The organism is Limnohabitans sp. DM1 (assembly GCF_001269385.1).
Taxonomy (GTDB): Bacteria; Pseudomonadota; Gammaproteobacteria; order Burkholderiales; family Burkholderiaceae_C; genus Limnohabitans_A.
Genome location: NZ_CXOO01000014.1, coordinates 282,519 through 301,222, shown reverse-complemented (window position 1 = coordinate 301,222; position 18,704 = coordinate 282,519). Strand labels below are relative to the sequence as shown.

The 18,704-nt window shown below is 58.8% G+C and carries 15 protein-coding genes; 11 read left to right on the top strand and 4 right to left on the bottom strand.

Translation table 11 applies throughout. From position 1 onward, the window contains the following. Positions 1–529 (top strand): transposase (locus AMM33_RS06165; protein WP_194945265.1); only part of this gene is annotated, 529 nt, incomplete at its 5' end. 126 nt (positions 530–655) lie between these two features. On the opposite strand, the gene AMM33_RS06160 is transcribed toward AMM33_RS06165, so the two are convergent. The 4 genes from AMM33_RS06160 to rho form a co-directional block, all read right to left on the bottom strand. Further along, complete coding sequence (locus tag AMM33_RS06160; protein ID WP_090139550.1) at positions 656–2,014, bottom strand: MATE family efflux transporter; 1,359 nt, start codon at positions 2,012–2,014, stop codon at positions 656–658. 3 nt (positions 2,015–2,017) lie between these two features. Beyond that, a complete protein-coding gene (locus AMM33_RS06155) occupies positions 2,018–3,745 on the bottom strand; it encodes a hypothetical protein (RefSeq protein ID WP_090139548.1) in 1,728 nt (575 codons plus the stop codon). A gap of 169 nt (positions 3,746–3,914) precedes the next feature. Next, entirely contained in the window at positions 3,915–4,175 is a 261-nt protein-coding gene (locus tag AMM33_RS06150; protein WP_053169681.1) for a type B 50S ribosomal protein L31, read from the bottom strand. An 85-nt stretch (positions 4,176–4,260) separates the two neighbouring features. Continuing rightward, the gene (gene rho, locus AMM33_RS06145; RefSeq protein WP_062405887.1) at positions 4,261–5,523 is read right to left on the bottom strand and encodes a transcription termination factor Rho; all 1,263 of its coding nucleotides are present in this window, start codon (positions 5,521–5,523) and stop codon (positions 4,261–4,263) included. Between the two features lie 926 nt (positions 5,524–6,449). Here rho and AMM33_RS06140 point away from each other — a divergent pair. The 10 genes from AMM33_RS06140 to AMM33_RS06090 all read left to right on the top strand — a co-directional run bounded on the left by AMM33_RS06140 (position 6,450) and on the right by AMM33_RS06090 (position 18,703). Beyond that, positions 6,450–7,730 (top strand): ABC transporter substrate-binding protein, encoded by a 1,281-nt coding sequence (locus AMM33_RS06140; RefSeq protein WP_090139546.1) that lies wholly within the window; start codon positions 6,450–6,452, stop codon positions 7,728–7,730. A gap of 89 nt (positions 7,731–7,819) precedes the next feature. Next, positions 7,820–8,539, top strand: coding sequence for an ABC transporter ATP-binding protein (locus tag AMM33_RS06135; protein ID WP_090139584.1), 720 nt, complete (start codon positions 7,820–7,822; stop codon positions 8,537–8,539). After that, positions 8,536–9,228, top strand: coding sequence for an ABC transporter ATP-binding protein (locus tag AMM33_RS06130; RefSeq protein ID WP_090139544.1), 693 nt, complete (start codon positions 8,536–8,538; stop codon positions 9,226–9,228). The genes AMM33_RS06135 and AMM33_RS06130 overlap by 4 nt, the downstream gene beginning before the upstream one ends. After that, positions 9,228–10,115 (top strand): branched-chain amino acid ABC transporter permease, encoded by an 888-nt coding sequence (locus AMM33_RS06125; protein WP_090139543.1) that lies wholly within the window; start codon positions 9,228–9,230, stop codon positions 10,113–10,115. The genes AMM33_RS06130 and AMM33_RS06125 overlap by 1 nt, the downstream gene beginning before the upstream one ends. Positions 10,116–10,132: 17 nt before the next feature. After that, complete coding sequence (locus tag AMM33_RS06120) at positions 10,133–11,674, top strand: branched-chain amino acid ABC transporter permease (RefSeq protein WP_228767975.1); 1,542 nt, start codon at positions 10,133–10,135, stop codon at positions 11,672–11,674. A gap of 23 nt (positions 11,675–11,697) precedes the next feature. Next, complete coding sequence (locus AMM33_RS06115) at positions 11,698–14,031, top strand: N,N-dimethylformamidase beta subunit family domain-containing protein (RefSeq protein ID WP_090139538.1); 2,334 nt, start codon at positions 11,698–11,700, stop codon at positions 14,029–14,031. Between the two features lie 168 nt (positions 14,032–14,199). Further along, the gene (locus AMM33_RS06110; protein WP_228767974.1) at positions 14,200–15,183 is read left to right on the top strand and encodes a helix-turn-helix transcriptional regulator; all 984 of its coding nucleotides are present in this window, start codon (positions 14,200–14,202) and stop codon (positions 15,181–15,183) included. A 209-nt stretch (positions 15,184–15,392) separates the two neighbouring features. Further along, entirely contained in the window at positions 15,393–16,133 is a 741-nt protein-coding gene (locus AMM33_RS06100) for a type 1 glutamine amidotransferase (protein WP_090139532.1), read from the top strand. Beyond that, on the top strand, positions 16,130–17,395 hold the full coding sequence (locus AMM33_RS06095; protein ID WP_090139530.1) for a cytochrome P450: 1,266 nt from the start codon (positions 16,130–16,132) through the stop codon (positions 17,393–17,395). The genes AMM33_RS06100 and AMM33_RS06095 overlap by 4 nt, the downstream gene beginning before the upstream one ends. A gap of 12 nt (positions 17,396–17,407) precedes the next feature. Then, positions 17,408–18,703, top strand: coding sequence for a type I glutamate--ammonia ligase (locus tag AMM33_RS06090; protein ID WP_090139528.1), 1,296 nt, complete (start codon positions 17,408–17,410; stop codon positions 18,701–18,703). The last annotated feature ends 1 nt before the right edge of the window (position 18,704 follow it).

The window sequence follows — 18,704 nt, the reverse complement described above, 5'->3', positions numbered from 1 at the left end:
CAAGTTTCACATCATCGGTCACGCAAGCACTGCAGTGGACAAGATGCGCCGGATCGAGCAGAAGACCGACAAGTCTCTCAAGGGCATGCGCTGGACTTTGCTCAAAGACACAGCCAAGCTCAAACCGGAGGCGGCAGCTGAACTGGATGCGTTGATGGCCAAGATGACCGTCAAACGCACGGCCAGGGCGTGGTCCTACAAAGAGCAGTTGCGTGAGATCCTTGATCGAAAGCAGATCAACGTTGTGCGAACCATGCTGGATCACTGGTGCACATGCGTGATGCGCTCCAAGGTCGAACCGATGAAGGACGTTGCCAAGATGATCCGCGCTCATATGGAAGGCATCGTGGCCTGGGCGCAGACACGCCAGACCAACGGATTCCTCGAAGCCATCAACGGTTTGTTCCAGGCATCCAAGCGTCGTGCGCGTGGGTTTACGCGAATCACAACGATCAAGACTGTCATCTTCTTGATCGCCGGGAGACTCGACTTCCACGCTATCAATCCTCATGCTGGGCAACCCACTTGAAATTCATCAGAGCCATAAAAAGGCACTCCGGGTGAATGAAACAGGCCGCTACCTTAACCGAGGAGCGCAAGGCCGCAGGTCATGCGTGTGTCAGTGGTTTACAGGTCATGCGGTCGTGTCGATGGCTCAGTGGCTGGACAGCGTGTGAGGTGCCCTGGCGGCTCGCCAGACCAGCCAGACGAAGAGAGCCGACACGACCACCAGGGCAGCTGTGCTGGTCATCCAGAAACTGTCTACGCTGGGGCGCGCGTCCAACGAGGCCCAAGCCAATCCCGAGTAGGCCAGTTGGTAACCGCCATACAGCCCGGCACCCCACAGCAATGTGGTGTAGATGAGCAGGGGCGCCAGGGTGATGCGGTAGCAGCGCAACAAAAAAGCGCAGACGGCTTGCACGGCATCGGCCAGGTGATAGAGCGCCACCCAGACCAGCCAGAGGCTGGCCGCTTGTGCCACTTCGGGGGTGTTGGTGAACACCTGGGCCAGACTTTCACGTCCCAGGAACAGCAGTCCTGCACAAAGCAAGGCTGCCGCCACCGCCATGCCCATGCCCAGCCCAGCTGCATGCCGGGCTTTGCCCGGCTGATTTGCGCCCAGCCAATAACCAGTGCGCGCACTGCTGGCAATGCCCAGTGCCAGAGGAACCATGTACAGCACGGATGCCATGCTGGCAGCAATCTGGTGACTGGCCGAAGCCACCGCACCCAGTCGTGCAATGAACAGTGCCATCAGGGTGAAGGAGGTGACTTCCACCATGATGGACAGGCCTGCAGGCACGCCCAGTTGTAAAAAATGCCGCAAGGTGGACCCGTTTGGTTTTTCAAGGCGACGCCAGAGCCGGTAGGGGGTGTAAATGTCCTGTGTGCGCAGCATCCACAGTCCGGTGAGCATCATCAAGGTGTTGACGATCAGTGTGGCCCATGCGCAGCCCACTATGCCCAAGCCGGGCAAGCCCGCTGCACCAAAAGTCAGGCCATAGGACAAGGGCACTTTGACCAGCAAAGCGCCCGCCTGCAGCCAGGTCACCAGGCGTGGATAGCCCAGACTCTGGTTGAGCGTGCCGTACATGCGAAACAGCTGTGAGGGCACCAAGGCCACGGCCAAAATTTGCAGGTAAGCGCGAATGTCCGGCCAAAGTTCGGCGGGCACATCGGTCAAGGACAGCCAAGGGTCGGGGAACCACAGTCCGCAAAAACCCACGGCAGTGGCGCCGGCACAGATGTACAACGCTTGTCGAAAGGATCTGCCAATTTCGGCCGTTCGCCCGGCGCCATGCAGTTCGGCCCAGACGGGCAGCAAGGCTTGCAGCATGCCGTTGAGCGCCACATAAATGCTGATGTAGATCGACGAGGCCAGTGACAAGATGGCCAGGGCATGGGGGCTGTAGCGACCGGCGATCAGTGTATCGGCCACACCAAAGGACATGACGGCCAATTGCCCGATCAACACAGTGCCCGCGTGGCGGGCGATGGTGCGTAACTCGGACATCGCTCAGCGCAATGCTGGGGCAGTGGATGGGGCCGGTGCAGTGCCAAAGATCACAAAATTCTCAAATCGGTCTGTCGGTCGCGTGATACGGGTCTGTTCTGTCCAGCCCAAAGATGCGATGCGCTGCGACAGCAAGGGCAGGTTTTGCTGGTCCACGATCAGCCAGGCGCAGTCAGGCAGGGGTTTTTGCAAGGGCTTGAGGCTGACTTGGGCGTGATATATCAAGCCCGCCCCCTGAGGTTTGGTGATGCCTGCGTATTGATAGCAGTGGCTTGGGCCCGTGATGTCGACAACTTTTTTCATGAAAGGCGCGTAGCTGCGGGCATAGTCCAGCAGGGGCAACCACAAGGTGGTCAGCAGCAACCAGCACAATACAGCACCGCTGGCGGGCAGGACCAGGCTTTTCCAGATGGCTGAGCGGTGTGCGCCTGTGCGCCACTTGACCAGGCCCGCCCAGGCCAGCGTAGCGAGCAGGGCGAGTGTGAAAGCGGTCACAGAAAATTCAGGCACAAACTCAGGTGCCAAACGCTTCACGTTGGCCGCTGGTTGGGCAGGGAAACCAGTTTGCATGGCCACCCAAACCACCCAGATGGTCAAGGCACAGATGCTGAAGAAAAGCAAGGTGAACCAGTCGATCAATGCGCTCAGGCTGCGCTTGAGTGTGGGCAGGGCAAATGCGGCCAAGGCTGCAATGGCGGGCAGTGCAACCAGCAAGACACGATCAGAAATGCCTGTGAACCAGCTCGTCCCCAAGGTGACAATGACAAACCACAGTGGTAACGCCAGGTGCGGGTGGAGCCATATTTGGGACAGTTGTCCCCGCCAGCGCCACAAAGACCAGATGGCCAAAGGCCAAGCAGGCCAGGTGAACCAGGCGATCAATTGGGCCATGTCGTGAACATTCAGCAAGGCATGGGGCGCGATGCGCCAGCGCCAAAGGTCCAAAGCCCCAGCCGTGGTGATGCACAGCAGGCCAATCAGTGCCAGCAGCCCCAGATCGAGCATGCTCAAACGCCTGTGGGCCGGATCGGCAGGCATGGTGGCACTGATCACCGCGCCGCCTACGCCCAGCAGCAGGCCCATGGTGGGGGCGCCGGTCAAGGTCAGACCCAACATGCTGGCGGCAATGGCCAGTCTGCCACGCCAAGGGTGGCGGGCCAGGTGGGTCAGGCCAAAAAATAAGCCAGCACCAAAGCTCAGTTGCATCAAAAATGGTGTGGTCTCATGCGAACGGTGGGCCAAACCCAGGCAGGCCAACAAGGCCAGCAAGCCCCCATCTGCCAGGGCACGGGCATAGTCGGCGGGTTGGGCTTCGCCACCAAAGGCAAAGGCCACAGGCTGAGCTGCCGGGTGGCGTGCCAGGGCGTAAACGCTGTACCAGGTGGCGACCAGCGTGATCGCCAGCATGGCCACAAAGGGCGCTCGCGCAAATGCGGCTTCCCAGCCTGTAGGCGCCAATTTGATGGCCAAGGCACCCATCCAGTGGGTCAGCAAGGCCAGGTTATCGTCCGCTTGTCCCAGCAGAGTGGGTTTGAGCCAGCTGAGGATATCGCCGGGGGCTGGCTGAGCCAGCATCAGCATGTATCCCAAAGCCTCGATATCTTGAGATTTCCAAGGCCCTCGTCCCCAGAAGCCGGGCAAAACATAAGCTGCGCACAGCAAAAAGAGCGCCCAGCGCGGCAGCCTACGGACTGCATGTTGAGAAACGATGGCGGGGGTGGGATGGTTCACGACGTCAGAAGATAGCAGGTTCGGAGCGAAAAAATGCCTGTGAAAAATAAGCAGCGTTGCACTCGGCCAAGGACGGGAAATTTTGGTGAACAAGATGCATGAGCGCGCCGACATAGAAAAAGGGCAGACCGGTTGCCCGGGCTGCCCTTTGGCGTGTGCCAACCACCAATTACTTGGCGGTGGAAATCTTGCCGAAACGGTTGCGGAACTTCTCCACGCGGCCGCCCATGTTGTCCACCGACTTTTGTGTGCCTGTGTAGAAGGGGTGCGACTCGCTGGTCGTGTCCAGCTTGTACCAAGGCAGCTCGCGGCCGTCTTCCATTTTGATCATCTCTTTGGTGTTGGCGCATGAACGGGTCACGAACTTGAAACCATTGGACATGTCTTGGAAGCAAACTTCACGGTAGTTGGGGTGAATGCCGTCTTTCATGGGGAAATCCTTTTATTTTCGCTACGGTAGCCACTCCTCAGCCTATCTGAGAGCACTTTCCGCAAAACTTGTCGATTATAGGGTATCAGCCGCCGCGTCGCATCATGTCGAAGAACTCGGAGTTGTTCTTGGTGGCTTTCATGCTCTTCAAGACCATTTCCATGGCTTCGATTTCGTCCATGTTGTACATGAACTGACGCAGGATGCGGGTTTTTTGCAGCACTTCGGGCTGGAGCAGCAACTCTTCGCGACGCGTGCCGCTGCGGTTCAAGTTGATGGCCGGGAAGACACGCTTTTCGTACAAACGGCGCTCCAGGTGAATCTCGCAGTTGCCGGTGCCCTTGAATTCTTCAAAGATCACCTCGTCCATGCGGCTGCCAGTGTCGACCAGGGCGGTGGCGATGATGGTCAAACTGCCGCCTTCTTCCACGTTACGGGCTGCACCAAAGAAACGCTTGGGGCGCTGCAAGGCGTTGGCATCCACACCGCCCGACAGCACTTTGCCCGATGAGGGCACCACGTTGTTGTAGGCGCGGGCCAGGCGGGTGATCGAGTCCAGCAGGATCACCACGTCTTTTTTCAATTCCACCAAGCGCTTGGCGCGCTCGATCACCATTTCGGCCACGTGCACGTGGCGCGAGGCGGGTTCGTCAAAAGTCGAAGAGATCACTTCGCCGCGCACGCTGCGCTGCATTTCGGTCACTTCTTCCGGGCGCTCGTCCACCAGCAAGACCATCAGGTGCACATCGGGGTAGTTGGCGGTGATGGCGTGGGCGATCTGCTGCATCATCACCGTCTTGCCCGACTTGGGCTGCGCCACGATCAGGGCGCGCTGGCCGCGGCCGAGCGGCGCGATGATGTCGATCACGCGGGCGGTGATGTTTTCTTCGCCCTTGATGTCACGCTCCAGACGCATCTGCTCCTTGGGGAACAGCGGCGTCAGGTTCTCGAACATGACTTTGTGTTTGTTGTTCTCGGGCAGGTCGTCGTTGACCTTGTCCAGCTTGGTCAGGGCAAAGTAGCGCTCGCCGTCTTTGGGGATGCGCACTTCGCCCTCGATCATGTCACCCGTGTGCAGGTTAAAGCGCCGCACCTGGCTGGGGCTGATGTAGATGTCATCAGTGGAGGCGGTGTAACTGGAGTCGGGGCTGCGCAGGAAGCCGAAGCCGTCGGGCAGGATTTCCAGCACGCCGTCGGCAAAGACCTGTTCGCCCGCTTTGGCGCGCTTTTTGATGATGGCAAACATCAGCTCCTGTTTGCGCATGCGACCGGTGTTCTCGATTTCGAGCGTGTCGGCTTGCTTCAGGAGTTCGGACACATGAAGTGCCTTGAGTTCGTTCAAATGCATGGGATTTGGCCTGTGTCCAAACGATCCGTTTGGGATGCGTTTTCAGATAACCGGGTGGAAATATTCAGAACAGAAAAGGGCCCGGGGGTGGGGCTGGTCTTTCAGTGAGCTAGGCGATATTAACCCTGTGAGGATGCCTAGCGAATAAATTATGACAGATTTTCATGTAGGCCCGGATTGGAAGCCTGTAGCGGATGCGCGGGACGTTGACTGAGTTCATTTTTCGATGAATCAATAAATGACCCAACATGCATTCATGTCATGGCAACTGGCCAACATTCAATTGCTGCCGAGCACCAAATGGCAGTCATTCAGGTTCGTATGGCGTGAAATCCCAGGGTGAATGGTGTCTAGACTTCACAGTGCATTGCGCGCTTTATTAATGCCTGGCATGGGCTTTCGGTCTGAAAGACTTTGATGGACATTGGATGACCTTCAGCCCGGTCAGCAAGGCGAGGGGGAAGCCATGCACACAAGCATCAAGAAGCCTGCGCTGAAGCAGGGCAATGTGGTGGTCTTCACACAGCAGCGTCACTTCAGGTGAAAGCACTTGATGGGGGCGCCTTTCTAGGTGAGCGCTGTTCGAACTGCAGCTCCCAGCACTCTTGGGCCAGGGCATGTTCATCTATGTCCTCTGTGTTCAAGATCCGGACATGGGGTGCGTCATGTGCCGGGTTCATCCAAAGGCCCCAGACAAATCGGATTTTGAGTCCGGCCATTTTGTACTTAGTGATGGACAGGCCCGGGGGTGTGATGTGCCCCTTCAGAGTGAAAAACTGGGCCTAGGGTTTACCTCTGGTCCATATGAACCATTGGTACAGACCCGGGGTCGTTCATGTGTTGGATTGGAAAGCGTCGGTCGGCTGCTTAAAGTTGACCGCAGCCTGCAGCTTTGCCAGGCCAGATCAACCACAAAGAGGAAGACCATGAAAAACCAACGTCAAGCACTGAACCGCCGAAGCCTCGGCTTGTCCTTCATCGCCGCAGCGGCTTTGGCCTGTGCAAGTGGTGCATGGGCCCAGGCCAAGCCCATTGTCATTGGCTTGCCCATTGCGCAAAGCGGCCCGGCGGGTGTGGCCGACCACGCCGACTACCTCAATGGTGCCAAGCTCGCGGCCAAAGAAATCAACGCCGCTGGGGGCGTGAATGGGCGAAAGATTGAACTCAAGGTGTTTGACATTGACATCATGACACCCGAGGGCACTCAAGCGACGTTCCGCAAAATGGTCGATGCCAAGGTCCATGCGATCGCCTCGCCCTTTGTCCTGATTCCAACGCCTGCCATGGAAGCGGTGGCGCGTTACAAGGCGCCTTATTTGCACGGCAACACACAGCAAGCATCGCTCGATTTGGTCAAAGCCAACCCGAGCAAATACGGCCACATTTTCCAGATCGACCCGCCTGAGACTTTCTATGGTGCGGGTTTCCCGGCCTTTTTGGAGCAACTGCAAGCCAGTGGTGCGTGGAAGCCCACCAACAACAAGGTCCACATCATTCGCGAGCAAATTGCTTACACCCAAACCATCTCCAAAGCGACGGAGGCTGCGCTCAAGTCCAGCAAGTTTGAGTTGGCGAAAGTCACCGACATCCAGTTTCCCGTACAAGACTGGGGCCCAGTGCTGCAAGACATCCGCAAAACCGGCGCAGGGGTGGTGATGGTCAACCATTGGGTGGCTGCAGAACTGGCCGCATTTGCCAAGCAGTTTGCCGCCAACCCTTTGCCCGGCGCCTTGGTTTATTTGCAATACGGTCCATCGCAGCCTGAATTTTTGAATTTGGCGGGCAAAGCGGCAGAGGGCTTTGTGTGGGGCACGGTGTATGGCGCTTACGCCGACAAGCAAGGCCAGGCCTTCCGAGATGCTTACCGAAAGGAATACCTGGCTTCAGGGGGTGTGATGGGCTTGGTCTACACCGGCGGTGGCTATGACACCGTCAAAATTTTGGCCCAGAACTGGAAAACAGCCGATCCGGAAAAATTTGACGAGGTCAATGCAGGCTTGCGCAAACTGAGCTACCGGGGTGTGAATGGTTTTTACAGCTTCAACAACCCCCAGCAAGCGCCCAAGCACTACCCACTGGAAGTGAAAAACATTGAGCAAGGCATGGCCCACCTCTTTGTGCAGGTGCAAAACGGTCAACACCAAATCATTTCACCCAGCGTCTTGAAAGAGGCCACGTTCAAGCCCGCACCCTGGATGGCCAAATAAACAGCCAGACCGTGTGCCCACAAGCCGTCGTTTTGACACGGCTTGTGGTTTTGATTTGATTCATTCACCACCCCCGATTGGGTTTGGCCATGTTATTTTCTTGTGACAACATCCACATGCACTTTGGTGCACGCCCGGTCTTGCAGGGCATTTCCTTGGGTGTCCAGGCTGGTGAGGTGCTGGGGGTCGTTGGCCCCAATGGCGCTGGCAAAACCACGCTGCTTGAGATTTTGTCGGGGCGCACAAAACCCAGCCAGGGCCGCGTCCTTTTCGAAGGCCAAGATGTGACCGCCATGCCCTTGCACCAACGCGCACGCCGTGGCCTGGCGCGGACCTACCAGTCTCCGGTGGTGCCAGAGCAGTTGAGCGTGGACCAGGTGCTCAAGGCCGCACGCCAAGCTTTCTCGCCCTTCCTCACCTCGCACCATGCGCAATGGGCTTGCGACCAAGTGGGGCTCACGGTCAACCCGGCGCAAATGGCCGGTTCGCTTGAAACGCTGAACCGCCGCAAGCTGTTGTTGGCATGTTTGCTGATGCGCAAACCCAAGGTCTTGTTGATGGACGAACCAGCGGCCGGTTTGCTGGGCGCAGAGGTGGACGAGATTGACCTCATCTTGCGATATTTGTCTCAGCAAATGGGTGTGGGCATTATTTTGGTCGAGCACCGTCTGGAGCTCATGACAGCCATCGCGCACAGGGTGGTCGTGCTCGATGGCGGGGAGCTGATTGCCGAAGAAAAACCTCACAGGGTGTTTGACCACCCGAGGGTGAGGGCGGCATATTTTGAGACAGAGCAGGAGGCCGCATGACCGCTCCGAGTACCGAAGTCTTGAGGGTCACGCGCTTGTCTGCCGGTTATGGACCGCTGACGGTTTTGCACGATTTGGATTTCACCGTCCATGCCGGAGAGCGCATTGGATTGGTGGGGCTCAATGGCCACGGCAAGTCCACATTGTTTCGTGCCATCTCAGGCCTGACCGATTGGCAAAGGGGCTCGGTTCAGTTGAGCGGCCATGAAATAGGGGGCACCCGTACCCAAGGCGCTGGCCGCAACACCCACCGCATTGTGCGTTTGGGTTTGGCCCACATGCCGCAAGGCGATGCGATTTTTCCGGGGCTGAGTGTGGCCCAGCACCTCGATTGCGGGGCCTACACACGGCAGGCCTGGCGTGAGCGGATGCAAAGGCGCGATGCTGTTTTGAAAATTTTCCCGCCCTTGTCCAAATTGCTGGATGCCCCTGTGGGCAAGCTCTCCGGGGGCGAGCGTCGCATGGTGTCGCTCGCGCGTGGACTGATGGTCGATGCCGTGCTGTATCTGGTCGATGAGCCTTCTTTGGGCTTGGCGCCCAAAATCAGTCGGGGGGTGATGGACGCGTTGATGCGGGTGGATTTGCGGGGTGGTGCCATGGTCATTGCAGAACAAAACATGTCCTTGCTTGAAGGCCGTTGCAACCGGATCCTGGGCATGCACGCGGGCCAACTGAAAGGGAGTGCCTGATGGCTGATTTTGAGTTGTCGTTTGTGTTGCTGTCGGCGCTGACCCTGGCTTCCATTTATGGGTTGTTGGCGGTCGGCGTGTCCATCATTTGGTCGAGTCTGGGCATGCTCAACATGGCCCATGGCCTGACCTTCACCGTGGCCGGTTACGGCGCGGTGTTGGCCGCCACGCACCTGAGCGAGCACGGCGCAGTCGTCTTGCTGGCGGGCATGGGCAGTGGCATGTTGTGTGGCATGTTCATCAGTGCGGTGGCCTTTATTCCTTTGCATGACAAGCCTAACTTTGTGGTGCGCAGTCTGATTGCCACATTGGCGCTCAGCCTCTTGGGCACTCAAGCCATGCTGTGGCTGTGTGGCCCCAGCGCCAAAAGCCTGCCGCCTTTGTTTGGCAGTGAAGTGATCTCGGTTATGGGCATGAAGCTGTTGCCCGACAAATTGGGGGCCATTGTGGTGTCTGTGGTCTTGATGCTGGCCACTTTGGTGTGGGTGAAACGCAGCCGCACCGGCTTGGAGATCCGCGCCATGATGCAAAACCCCGAGGGCGCTGCCTTGGTGGGCATTGGCGTGCGCAGCACCGCCATGGCGGTGATGGCCGTGACCGGGGCCTTGGCAGGCCTGGCCGCTGTCTTGCTGTCTCAAACTTATTTTGTCAGCCCGTTTTCGGGCACCACACCGCTGATCAAGGGTTTGATTGTGGCTTTGTGTGGTGGCTTGGGCAGTATCCCTGGGGCATTGCTGGCGGCCGCCTTGATGGGAACCCTTGAGGCCTTCACCGGTGCGTTGCTGGGGGGGCAGTATGTGCTCATGACCCAATTTATGTTCGTGATTGCTGTCCTCATCGTCAGGCCGCGGGGCATCGCAGGCATGTTGGACCAAACGCGTGAATGACCGATATGGAGTCCACAGTGAATCAATCAAAATCCCCACCCGTCATGTATTTGGTGGGCCGCCGCCGGTGGTGGCCTGTGTTGGGCGGGCATGGTGCCAAGGTCTGGTCACGCCTGCGTTACCCCTTTACCCGGCGCACGGTGTTGCAGCTCGAAGGTGTGTACAACTCCAAAACCTTGGCGCGTGAGAAAAAATTCGTGCACAAGGAACCCATTTGGTGGGCTTTGGGTTTGTTGGCTTTGGCCATCATCCCGCCGCTGGCGGGCATGGGGCTAGACAGCAACAGCTTGTTGTCGGCGGCTGCGATTTTTGCACTGTATGCAGCCATCAACATCGTGTGGACGCTGATCATCGGCACGGCAGGCATCTTCTCCTTGGCCACCTTGGCCGTGGTCGGGTCTGCGGCTTACGCCGGGGCCTGGTTGTCCATCACCTTCGGTTTGCCCTGGTGGGGCATGATTGGCGTAGGGGGTGTGGTGGGCTTGCTGGCCGGCGTGATCATTGCCATCCCCGCCACCCGCCTGGAAGGCTTTTACTACGCCTTGCTCACCTTGGGGCTGGTGGAGTTGTGCCGGGTCTCGGTGGTGCAATCCAAGGCCCTCGGTTCAGCCACGGGGGGGTTGTACGGTGCCGACTCCTATGTGCCCGACAGCTTCAGTGAAATGGGCGAATTGTTGCTCAACTACTACGCTTGTTTTGCGGTCATGCTGCTGGCCTTGTTCTTGTACAGGGCCATCAATGGCCAAAGCCTGGGGCGCTTGCTGCGTGCCGCGCCCGAGAAGCAAGAGGCCTTTGCCCAGGCCATTGGCATTGACTTCCTGCGCGCGCGCATTGAAGTGTTTTTGATCTCGTCGACCGCGCTGGGTTTGATTGGTGGTTTTTACGCCAGCCATTTCAAAGGGGCTTCTCCGTCCTTGTTTGGCATGGACAACCTGTTGCTGCTCTTGGCCATGATCGTGATCGGAGGCTTGGGCACAGCCCAAGGGGCTGTGGTGGGCACTTTGCTGGTGGTGGGTATTGACAAACTTTTTGTGGATCTGGGGCCCATGCGCCTGGTCTTGATTGGCCTGTTGATGCTGAGCACGGTGTTGTTCACGCGCAATGGTCTGTTTGGCATGAAAGCCCAATTTGAAGCCTGGCGCGACCGCATTCGCAGCCAGGCCCGTGCCAGCCGTTCTGAACATGGAGGAGAAGTGATGCCTGAAGAAGCTGTGGACATTCTGGACAAAAACGACATCGCCCATCGGCGCTTTGACAAGCGCACACGCGATGCCCTCAAACCTTTGGTGACCCCCGGGGTTTTGGAGGAGCACCGCTTGCGCCCCCGCGGGCAACACAGCGACGCCCTGATGCGCTTGCTCAACTACTTCCGGGTGGCCGGTTTGGAAGACAAGTACGCACTGTTGGCCGAGGTGCCTTTTCAACGCTACAAGATCATTGCCATCTCGGGTGTGCGGGGCGTGCCGCCCCGCATGGTGGATGACAAAACCTATGGCAGCGTTGACGAGGCCTACCACGCGGTCTTTCTCAAACGTTGTCAAGACCTGCTTGAATCCTGATCCCTTTTTTCGAAAGCATTTCCATGGCGCAAATTCGCATCCACGGTTACACCGACCAACTCTCTGTCAAAGCAGGCCACAGCGTCACAGCACACATCAGCGCCGAGGGCGTGAACCAGGTTCAAGCCCAGTTGGTCAAACTCATCCATGGCGATGAAAACCCTGAAGGACCGGGCTTCATCGAGCAAGAAATCGATTCACCCATCAACCAGACCTGGCCCGTGACGCGCCAGTACATTCAGGCGGGCAATTTTTTGCGTGTGGATGACCCGCAGGGCCGACTGAACCCCACGGGTGCCATGACCTTGCACGCCTTCGTCTATGCCACCGTTCCCCAAGGCGGGCGTCAGGTGATCTTGGGCAATTGGGACATCGACCGTCAAACGGGTTTTGCTTTGGGCATCAACCCCCAAGGGCTGCTGGAGTTTTGGTTGGGCGATGGCGCGCAAGTCGATGCGGTGGTGGCTGAGGTGCCCTTGATGGCCAAGATCTGGTATTTTGTGGCCGCCACTTACGACCCCGCCAGCGGACTGGCCACGGTGCACCAAGAAGCCGTGCTCAACCGTTACAACTCGCTGTTGTCCAAAATTGTGCCGCTGGACTACCGGTCGCATGTGCAAACGCGCATGCGGGTCAAACCCGCTGCCGGTACCGCATTTTTGATTGCAGGCGCACACGACCGCAACCCCAGCCGCGGCGATTTTGTCGCCCAGTGTTTCAACGGCAAGATCGACCGTCCCGGCATCATGAAAGGGGTGGCCGATGAAGCGGTCATGGCCCAATTGCGCAGCGGCCAAGCTTCGCACCACGATCTGACGCTGGCCTACTGGGACACCAGTGCCGGCTACACCGACCAAGGCATAGGTGACACCGTCTATGACACGGGCCCTTATTTGCTGCACGCGCAAGGGGTCAATTGCCCTGTGCGGGGGCAAACGGGCTGGAACTGGAATGGCCGCAATGACTGCTTCCGCTTGGCTTTCCATGAATATGGCGGCATCGAGTTTCACGACGACGCCATGACCGACTGCCAATGGGCCCCGACCCTCACCTTGGATGTGCCGGTGGATTTGAAAAGCGGTGTCTATGCCATCCGCTTGCGCCCCACGGCACAAGACCAGCACCCCGATGCGGGTGCCATGGCCGAGGAGTACCTGCCGATTTTTGTCCGGGCGGCTCAGCCCAAAGCCGCATTGGCCATGTTGATGCCCACGGCCAGTTACATGGCTTATGCCAATGCGCAGCTGACTTTCGAAATCCCGGTGGCGCAATCCATCACCGCTTGTGTGCCGATTTTTCAAGCCGTCGACATTGACTATTACAAAAACGGACTCCAGTTTGGCCTGTCCACTTACGACGCCCACCGCAGCGGTCATGGCGTTTGCTACACCTCGCGCCGGCGCCCCATCATCAACATGCGTCCCAAGTGCCGCATGCCCGGCGTGGCTTGGCCTTGGCAGTTCCCGGCAGATTTGTCGGTCATTGCCTGGCTGGAAAAAATGGGCTACGACTACGAAGTGGTGACCGACGAGGACCTTCACTATGAAGGTGCCGATGCGCTCAAGCCCTACAAAGCCGTGATCAACGGCACCCACGCCGAGTATTACTCCGAGCCCATGTTGGATGCGACAGAAGACTACTTGGCCGAAGGTGGTCGCATCCTTTATTTGTCGGGCAATGGCTACTACTGGGTCGTGGGCTTCAAACCGGACATGCCTTGGGTGATGGAGGTGCGCAAACTCGAAGCCGGTTCGCGCGCTTGGCAAGCCAGACCGGGTGAGCATTACCTGGCCACCACCGGTGAGCGCAGTGGTTTGTGGCGACACCGAAACCGTGCTCCCCAAAAATTGGTGGGCACGGGTTTCGCTTCCGAAGGCATGGACGAGTCGGTGCCGTTTCGCCGCATGCCTGACAGCTACCACAAGAGCGTGTCCTGGATTTTTGAGGGCGTGACCGAGGAGGTGTTTGGTGACTTTGGTTTGGCTGGCCATGGTGCGGCCGGGGTTGAAATCGACCGTTATGACCTGACCTTGGGCACGCCTCCGCACGCCCGCATCCTGGCCACCAGCGAGGGGTTTTCTGACAACTACCCGCTGGTGCAAGAAGAGATCATGTACAACCATCCAGGCATGGGCGGGACGCAAAACCCAAGTGTGCGCAGTGACATCGTGTATTTCACCACCCCGAAAAACGGGGCCGTGTTTTCACCCAGTTCCATCGCCTGGGGGCAGGCGCTGCCATGCCGCGATTTTGACAACCCGGTGTCCACCATCATGAAAAACGTGGTGGATGCGTTCATCCAAGAGGGCGAACTGCCGGGGATGGCCTTTTGCGCCGAAGAAAAGCAATGGCGTTGACGACGCCTCGGGGCCATCGAACTCCTGTGATTCGGAAATTCCCTGATAGACGAGAGGGCTTGAACCTTGTTCAATGAAGCGATTCGCACCTCCAATCGCTTGCCGATGAACACAGAAACCTTTGGGCAAACGCTGTTTGATTTGTACCAACTCTCTCGTCACTCTCCCATGCCAGACTTTCAACGCCTGGCTTTGGACACCATCAGCAACCGTTTTGACTTTGACTCCGCTTGGTGGGGTATGTCCTCTCAGCCACCTGAAGGCGATATGGAAATCCACGTGTCCTTGCCTTACCGATTGCCCAGTTTCTACCCAGGGCTGTGGGATGAAATCAAGCAAGAAGACACCATCGTTTCGGCCGTCATGGAAAAGCCGGGTGTTTGCGTGAATTTTGGGCGCAAGTCGCTCAACGCATCCCCCGGCTTGGCCTCCTTGATGGCCCGTTTTGGCATCACCAGTTGCTTGTGTGTGGTCACCTTGTTGCCAGAACTCAACCTCATGGCGTTTTTGTCCTTGTACCGGGTGGAGGGTAAACAGCCCTTTTCGGAGACTGAGCGTCGCTACACCCAATTGCTCATGCCGCATTTGACGGCCGCCTTGTCGTCCAATTGGCTGCTTCATTTGGAACGTGTGCGCGCCAACAACGCCACAGGCCGAGTTGCCTTGGGTGTGGTCGACAACCGCGGCATGTTGTATGTGGCCGACCAAACCTTCATATCGGTGATGCGGGTTGAATGGCCCGAGTGGCAGGGCCCTCTATTGCCCGAGACCTTGGTCAAACAAATTCGCACCGCAGTGCCTTATCGGGGCAAGCGCTTGAGTGTACGCACGCACCCTGTGGGTGATTTGTGGCTGATTGACCTGCGCTTGGTCACCAGTGAGGGCCATCTGTCGCCCCGTGAGTTGGAAATCGCCCAGATGTTTTCCACAGGCGCCAGCTACAAGGAAATCGCCCGTGATTTGGGCATTGCCCCCACCACCGCCCGCCACCATTTGCGCGAGATTTACCGAAAGCTCAGGGTGTCTGACAAAGCGGCATTGGCACACAAGTTATTGGCCCAAAACGACTCCGAAATCGTACTGGACGGGCACAGCCACTTTGAAGAGTTACCGGGCGCATTGTCGGCCTTTGGTGATGTCAAACCGGTCTGACGCCCTGCGCTTTGTGAACAAGGTCATCAGGCCCTGTTTTCCCCCTCCGTACAACCCGGCCCGTTTGCATGCGGGCTTTTTTCATGGTGTTTTTGTGTCGCTCTTTGCTGTGTCCATGGACTCGTTCATTTGTTCGGGGGTGAAAACCCCGGGTGGATTGATGCTCAAAGTTGATACCAAGATGAGAGCCTTTTGCTTAGCATGAGGCCATGCCTGAAAAAAACCAATTGACCCCGCGACTGGCTGTCTTGCTGACCAATGACGACACGTCGGCATTTGCCAAGGATTTTCCCAACGATGGGCAAAAAGTGGTTCAGTTGCTGCAACCCTTGCGCCCCCACTGGCAGTTTGACGTGGTTCCTGTCAAGGACGGCGTCTTTCCTGCACAAGCCTATGACGGCTATGTCATGACCGGCAGTCCAGCTTCGGTCAATGATGCCAGCTTGCCTTGGATGGCCCCCTTGCTCCAATTCATTCGCCAGTTGGACGCCGAACAGAAACCCCTGATCGGCTTGTGTTTCGGCCACCAGGCGGTGGCCAAAGCCTTGGGCGGCGAGGTGGCGCGTCACAGCGCGGGCTGGGGCTTGGGCACAGCGCCCACGCACTGGACCACCACGGCAGAGTGGATGCAGCCCGGCCAAGCCACCACCACCTTGATGGCTGCGCACAATGAGCAAGTCACCCGCATGCCCGAAGGCGCGGTGTGTTTGGGTGGCAGTGACTTTTGCCCCATCGGTTCGATGCAGATCGGCCAGCACATCTGGACCACCCAATTCCATCCCGAGATGCCACGGGTGTTCATGCAGGCTTTGCTGGGCTACCTGGACGACAAGCTCGATGCCGACACGATCACCCGTGCCCACACCAGCCTGGCCAATGCCGCCGATGCGCCCTTGTTTGGGCAATGGATGGTGCAGTTTTTTGAAGCCTGTTTTGAAAGAAAGTTATGACGGTTTGGAACCCTAGCGACGATGGCCATGCCGACCTGTCGGACCACGACAGCTACGTGAATGGCGCGCCGCACAACACCTTCAAGCGTCTGCGCGATGAAGACCCTATGGCCTGGTGTAACTGGGCCGATGGCAAAGGCTTTTGGTCGGTCACGCGGCATGCCGACATCCTGGAGCTCAACCGCAACCACCAGCGCCTGTCTTCGGCGCAGGGCATCCGAATGGAAGACCAGTCGCACGAGGAGTACATGGCCCGGCGCACCTTTCAGGAAACCGACCCGCCTGAGCACACCCGCACCCGCATGCTGGTGGCCAAGGCTTTTTCCAAGCCCATGATGGCGCTGTACGAAGACCAGATCCGTGAACTCTGTGTGGGCATCCTCGACCAGGCCCTGGCGCTGGGCGAGTTTGACGCCACGCACCAGATCGCCCGCCAGCTGCCGATGCGCATGCTCGGGCGCATCGCGGGCCTGCCCGAGGAGGACCTGGACTGGCTGGTGGACAAGGGCGACGCGCTCATGGCCAACACCGACAGCGATTTCACCAGCCATGTGGTCGACAAGATGGACACCGAGGCCTACCGCTTCATGCCGTTTCGCTCGCCCGCCGGGGCCGACCTGTTCGACTACGCGGCCCAGATGATGGAACGCAAGCGCGCAGCGGGCGACACCAGTGGCGTGCTGCACCTGATCACCCAGCCTGACGCCCAGGGCAATGTGATCAGCGACACCGAGTTTCGCAACTTCTTTTGCCTGCTGGTGGCGGCGGGCAACGACACCACGCGCTATTCGATCGCAGCAGCCTTGCACGCGCTGGCCAACCAGCCCGGCCTGATGGCGCAGCTCAAGGCGGTGCAGGGCGAGGTCGCCTGGGAGGGCGTGGCCGACGAGTTCATCCGCTGGGCCTCACCCGCCACGCACTTTCGCCGCACCGCGACCGAGGACTTCGAGTACCACGGCAAGCAGGTCAGGGCGGGCGACAAGGTGTTGCTCTGGTTCATCTCGGGCAACCGCGATGAGCGCGCTTTTGACCGGCCGTTCACGGTCAACCTGAACCGGGGCGTGAACCGCCACCTGTCGTTCGGGCAGGGTGGTGCGCATGCCTGTCTGGGCATGTGGCTGGCGCGGCTGGAGTTGCGCGTTTTGCTGCAGGAGCTGATCAAGCGGGTGGACCGCATTGAGCAGACGGGCGAACACGCTTTTTTACGCTCGAATTTTGTTAGTGGCATCAAACGCCTGCCGGTGCGCATGCACCTCATCTGAAGGAAAAAAACCATGACTTCTGCTGCACATGAGCGCCTGCGGGTGCTGTATTGCGACCACCTGGCCATTGCGCGGGGCAAATACGTCACGCTCAAACCCGGTCAGGGCGGCGGTGCCCGTTTTTGCCGCGGCACCTTTGGCGTCACTTACGAAAAAGAGCTGATCCCGGCCCCAGGCGCGATGGTCATGGAAGGCCTGCCCGATATGGAGGCGGCCTACACCGCCGAAGACATCCGCCCGGGCTGGCAGCCGTTCACCCAAGTGGCCATTGGCGACCTCAAAGCCAACGATGGCACGCCCCTGCCCATGTGCGGGCGCAGTGCCTTGAAGCGCGCCGTGGCCGACTGGCAGGCCATGGGCTACGAGCCGATGGTGGGCATTGAGCTCGAAGCCTTTGCCTTCCAGATCGAGCCCGACGGCTCGCTCAAACCCTACGACACGCCTGCGGCCCATGTGTATTCAACCGGTCCATTCTCCGACCCGAGGGGCTTCACCGACGCCCTGTGGGAAAAAGCCACGGCCGCGGGCTTTCGCATCGACAGCATGAACACCGAATACGACGCGCCGCAGTTCGAGTTCACACTCACCTATGACCGCGCCGTGAAGGCGGTGGACGACATCTTTTTGTTTCGCCTGCTGGCACGCGAAGTCGCTTTCCAGCACGGCATCGTGCTGACCTTCATGCCCAAGCCCATCCTCACAGTGGGGGGCAGCGGGGTGCACATCAACTTCAGCCTGCGCGATGGTCAAGGCCACAACGTGATTTCGGGCGGCCATGACGCCAGCCAGTTCAACGCGCTCACATTGGGCTGCACTGCCGGGCTGATGCACCACCACCAAGCGCTGGCGGGCCTGCTGGCACCCAGCGCCAATTCATACAAACGCCTGCAACCGGCCAGCCTCTCGGGCTTCTGGCAAAACTGGGCGGTGGACCACCGGGGCGTCACCGTGCGCCTGTCGGCTGAAAGCGGTCCGGGCGCACGCATTGAGCACCGCATGGGCGACGCCGCCGCCAACCCCTACACCCACACCGCAGCGGTCTTGCAGGCGGCACGTCTGGGTATGGTCAATGGCTACCCACTGCAGCCAGCCGAGACAGGTGACTGTTTGGAAAACAAAGACGCCACCGAAAGCGTGTCCGAATCCTTGTCGGGTGCCCTGGATGCGCTCCAAGCTGACACCGTCTTGAGTCAGGCGCTGGGCCAAGGCTTGGTGGACAACCATGTGGGGATCAAGCGCCACGAAATTGAACGCACCGCAGGCCTGGAAGGCGATGCGCTGCGGGATTACTACATCCGTTTCATCTGAA

Excerpts from the sequence above, each read along its gene's own strand:
- AMM33_RS06110 (WP_228767974.1), top strand. The coding sequence starts at position 14,200 with ATGCCAGACTTTCAACGCCTGGCTTTGGACACCATCAGCAACCGTTTT.
- AMM33_RS06125 (WP_090139543.1), top strand. The coding sequence starts at position 9,228 with ATGGCTGATTTTGAGTTGTCGTTTGTGTTGCTGTCGGCGCTGACCCTG.
- AMM33_RS06150 (WP_053169681.1), bottom strand. The coding sequence starts at position 4,175 with ATGAAAGACGGCATTCACCCCAACTACCGTGAAGTTTGCTTCCAAGAC.
- AMM33_RS06100 (WP_090139532.1), top strand. The coding sequence starts at position 15,393 with ATGCCTGAAAAAAACCAATTGACCCCGCGACTGGCTGTCTTGCTGACC.
- AMM33_RS06140 (WP_090139546.1), top strand. The coding sequence starts at position 6,450 with ATGAAAAACCAACGTCAAGCACTGAACCGCCGAAGCCTCGGCTTGTCC.
- AMM33_RS06095 (WP_090139530.1), top strand. The coding sequence starts at position 16,130 with ATGACGGTTTGGAACCCTAGCGACGATGGCCATGCCGACCTGTCGGAC.
- AMM33_RS06130 (WP_090139544.1), top strand. The coding sequence starts at position 8,536 with ATGACCGCTCCGAGTACCGAAGTCTTGAGGGTCACGCGCTTGTCTGCC.
- rho (WP_062405887.1), bottom strand. The coding sequence starts at position 5,523 with ATGCATTTGAACGAACTCAAGGCACTTCATGTGTCCGAACTCCTGAAG.
- AMM33_RS06115 (WP_090139538.1), top strand. The coding sequence starts at position 11,698 with ATGGCGCAAATTCGCATCCACGGTTACACCGACCAACTCTCTGTCAAA.
- AMM33_RS06135 (WP_090139584.1), top strand. The coding sequence starts at position 7,820 with ATGTTATTTTCTTGTGACAACATCCACATGCACTTTGGTGCACGCCCG.
- AMM33_RS06160 (WP_090139550.1), bottom strand. The coding sequence starts at position 2,014 with ATGTCCGAGTTACGCACCATCGCCCGCCACGCGGGCACTGTGTTGATC.
- AMM33_RS06090 (WP_090139528.1), top strand. The coding sequence starts at position 17,408 with ATGACTTCTGCTGCACATGAGCGCCTGCGGGTGCTGTATTGCGACCAC.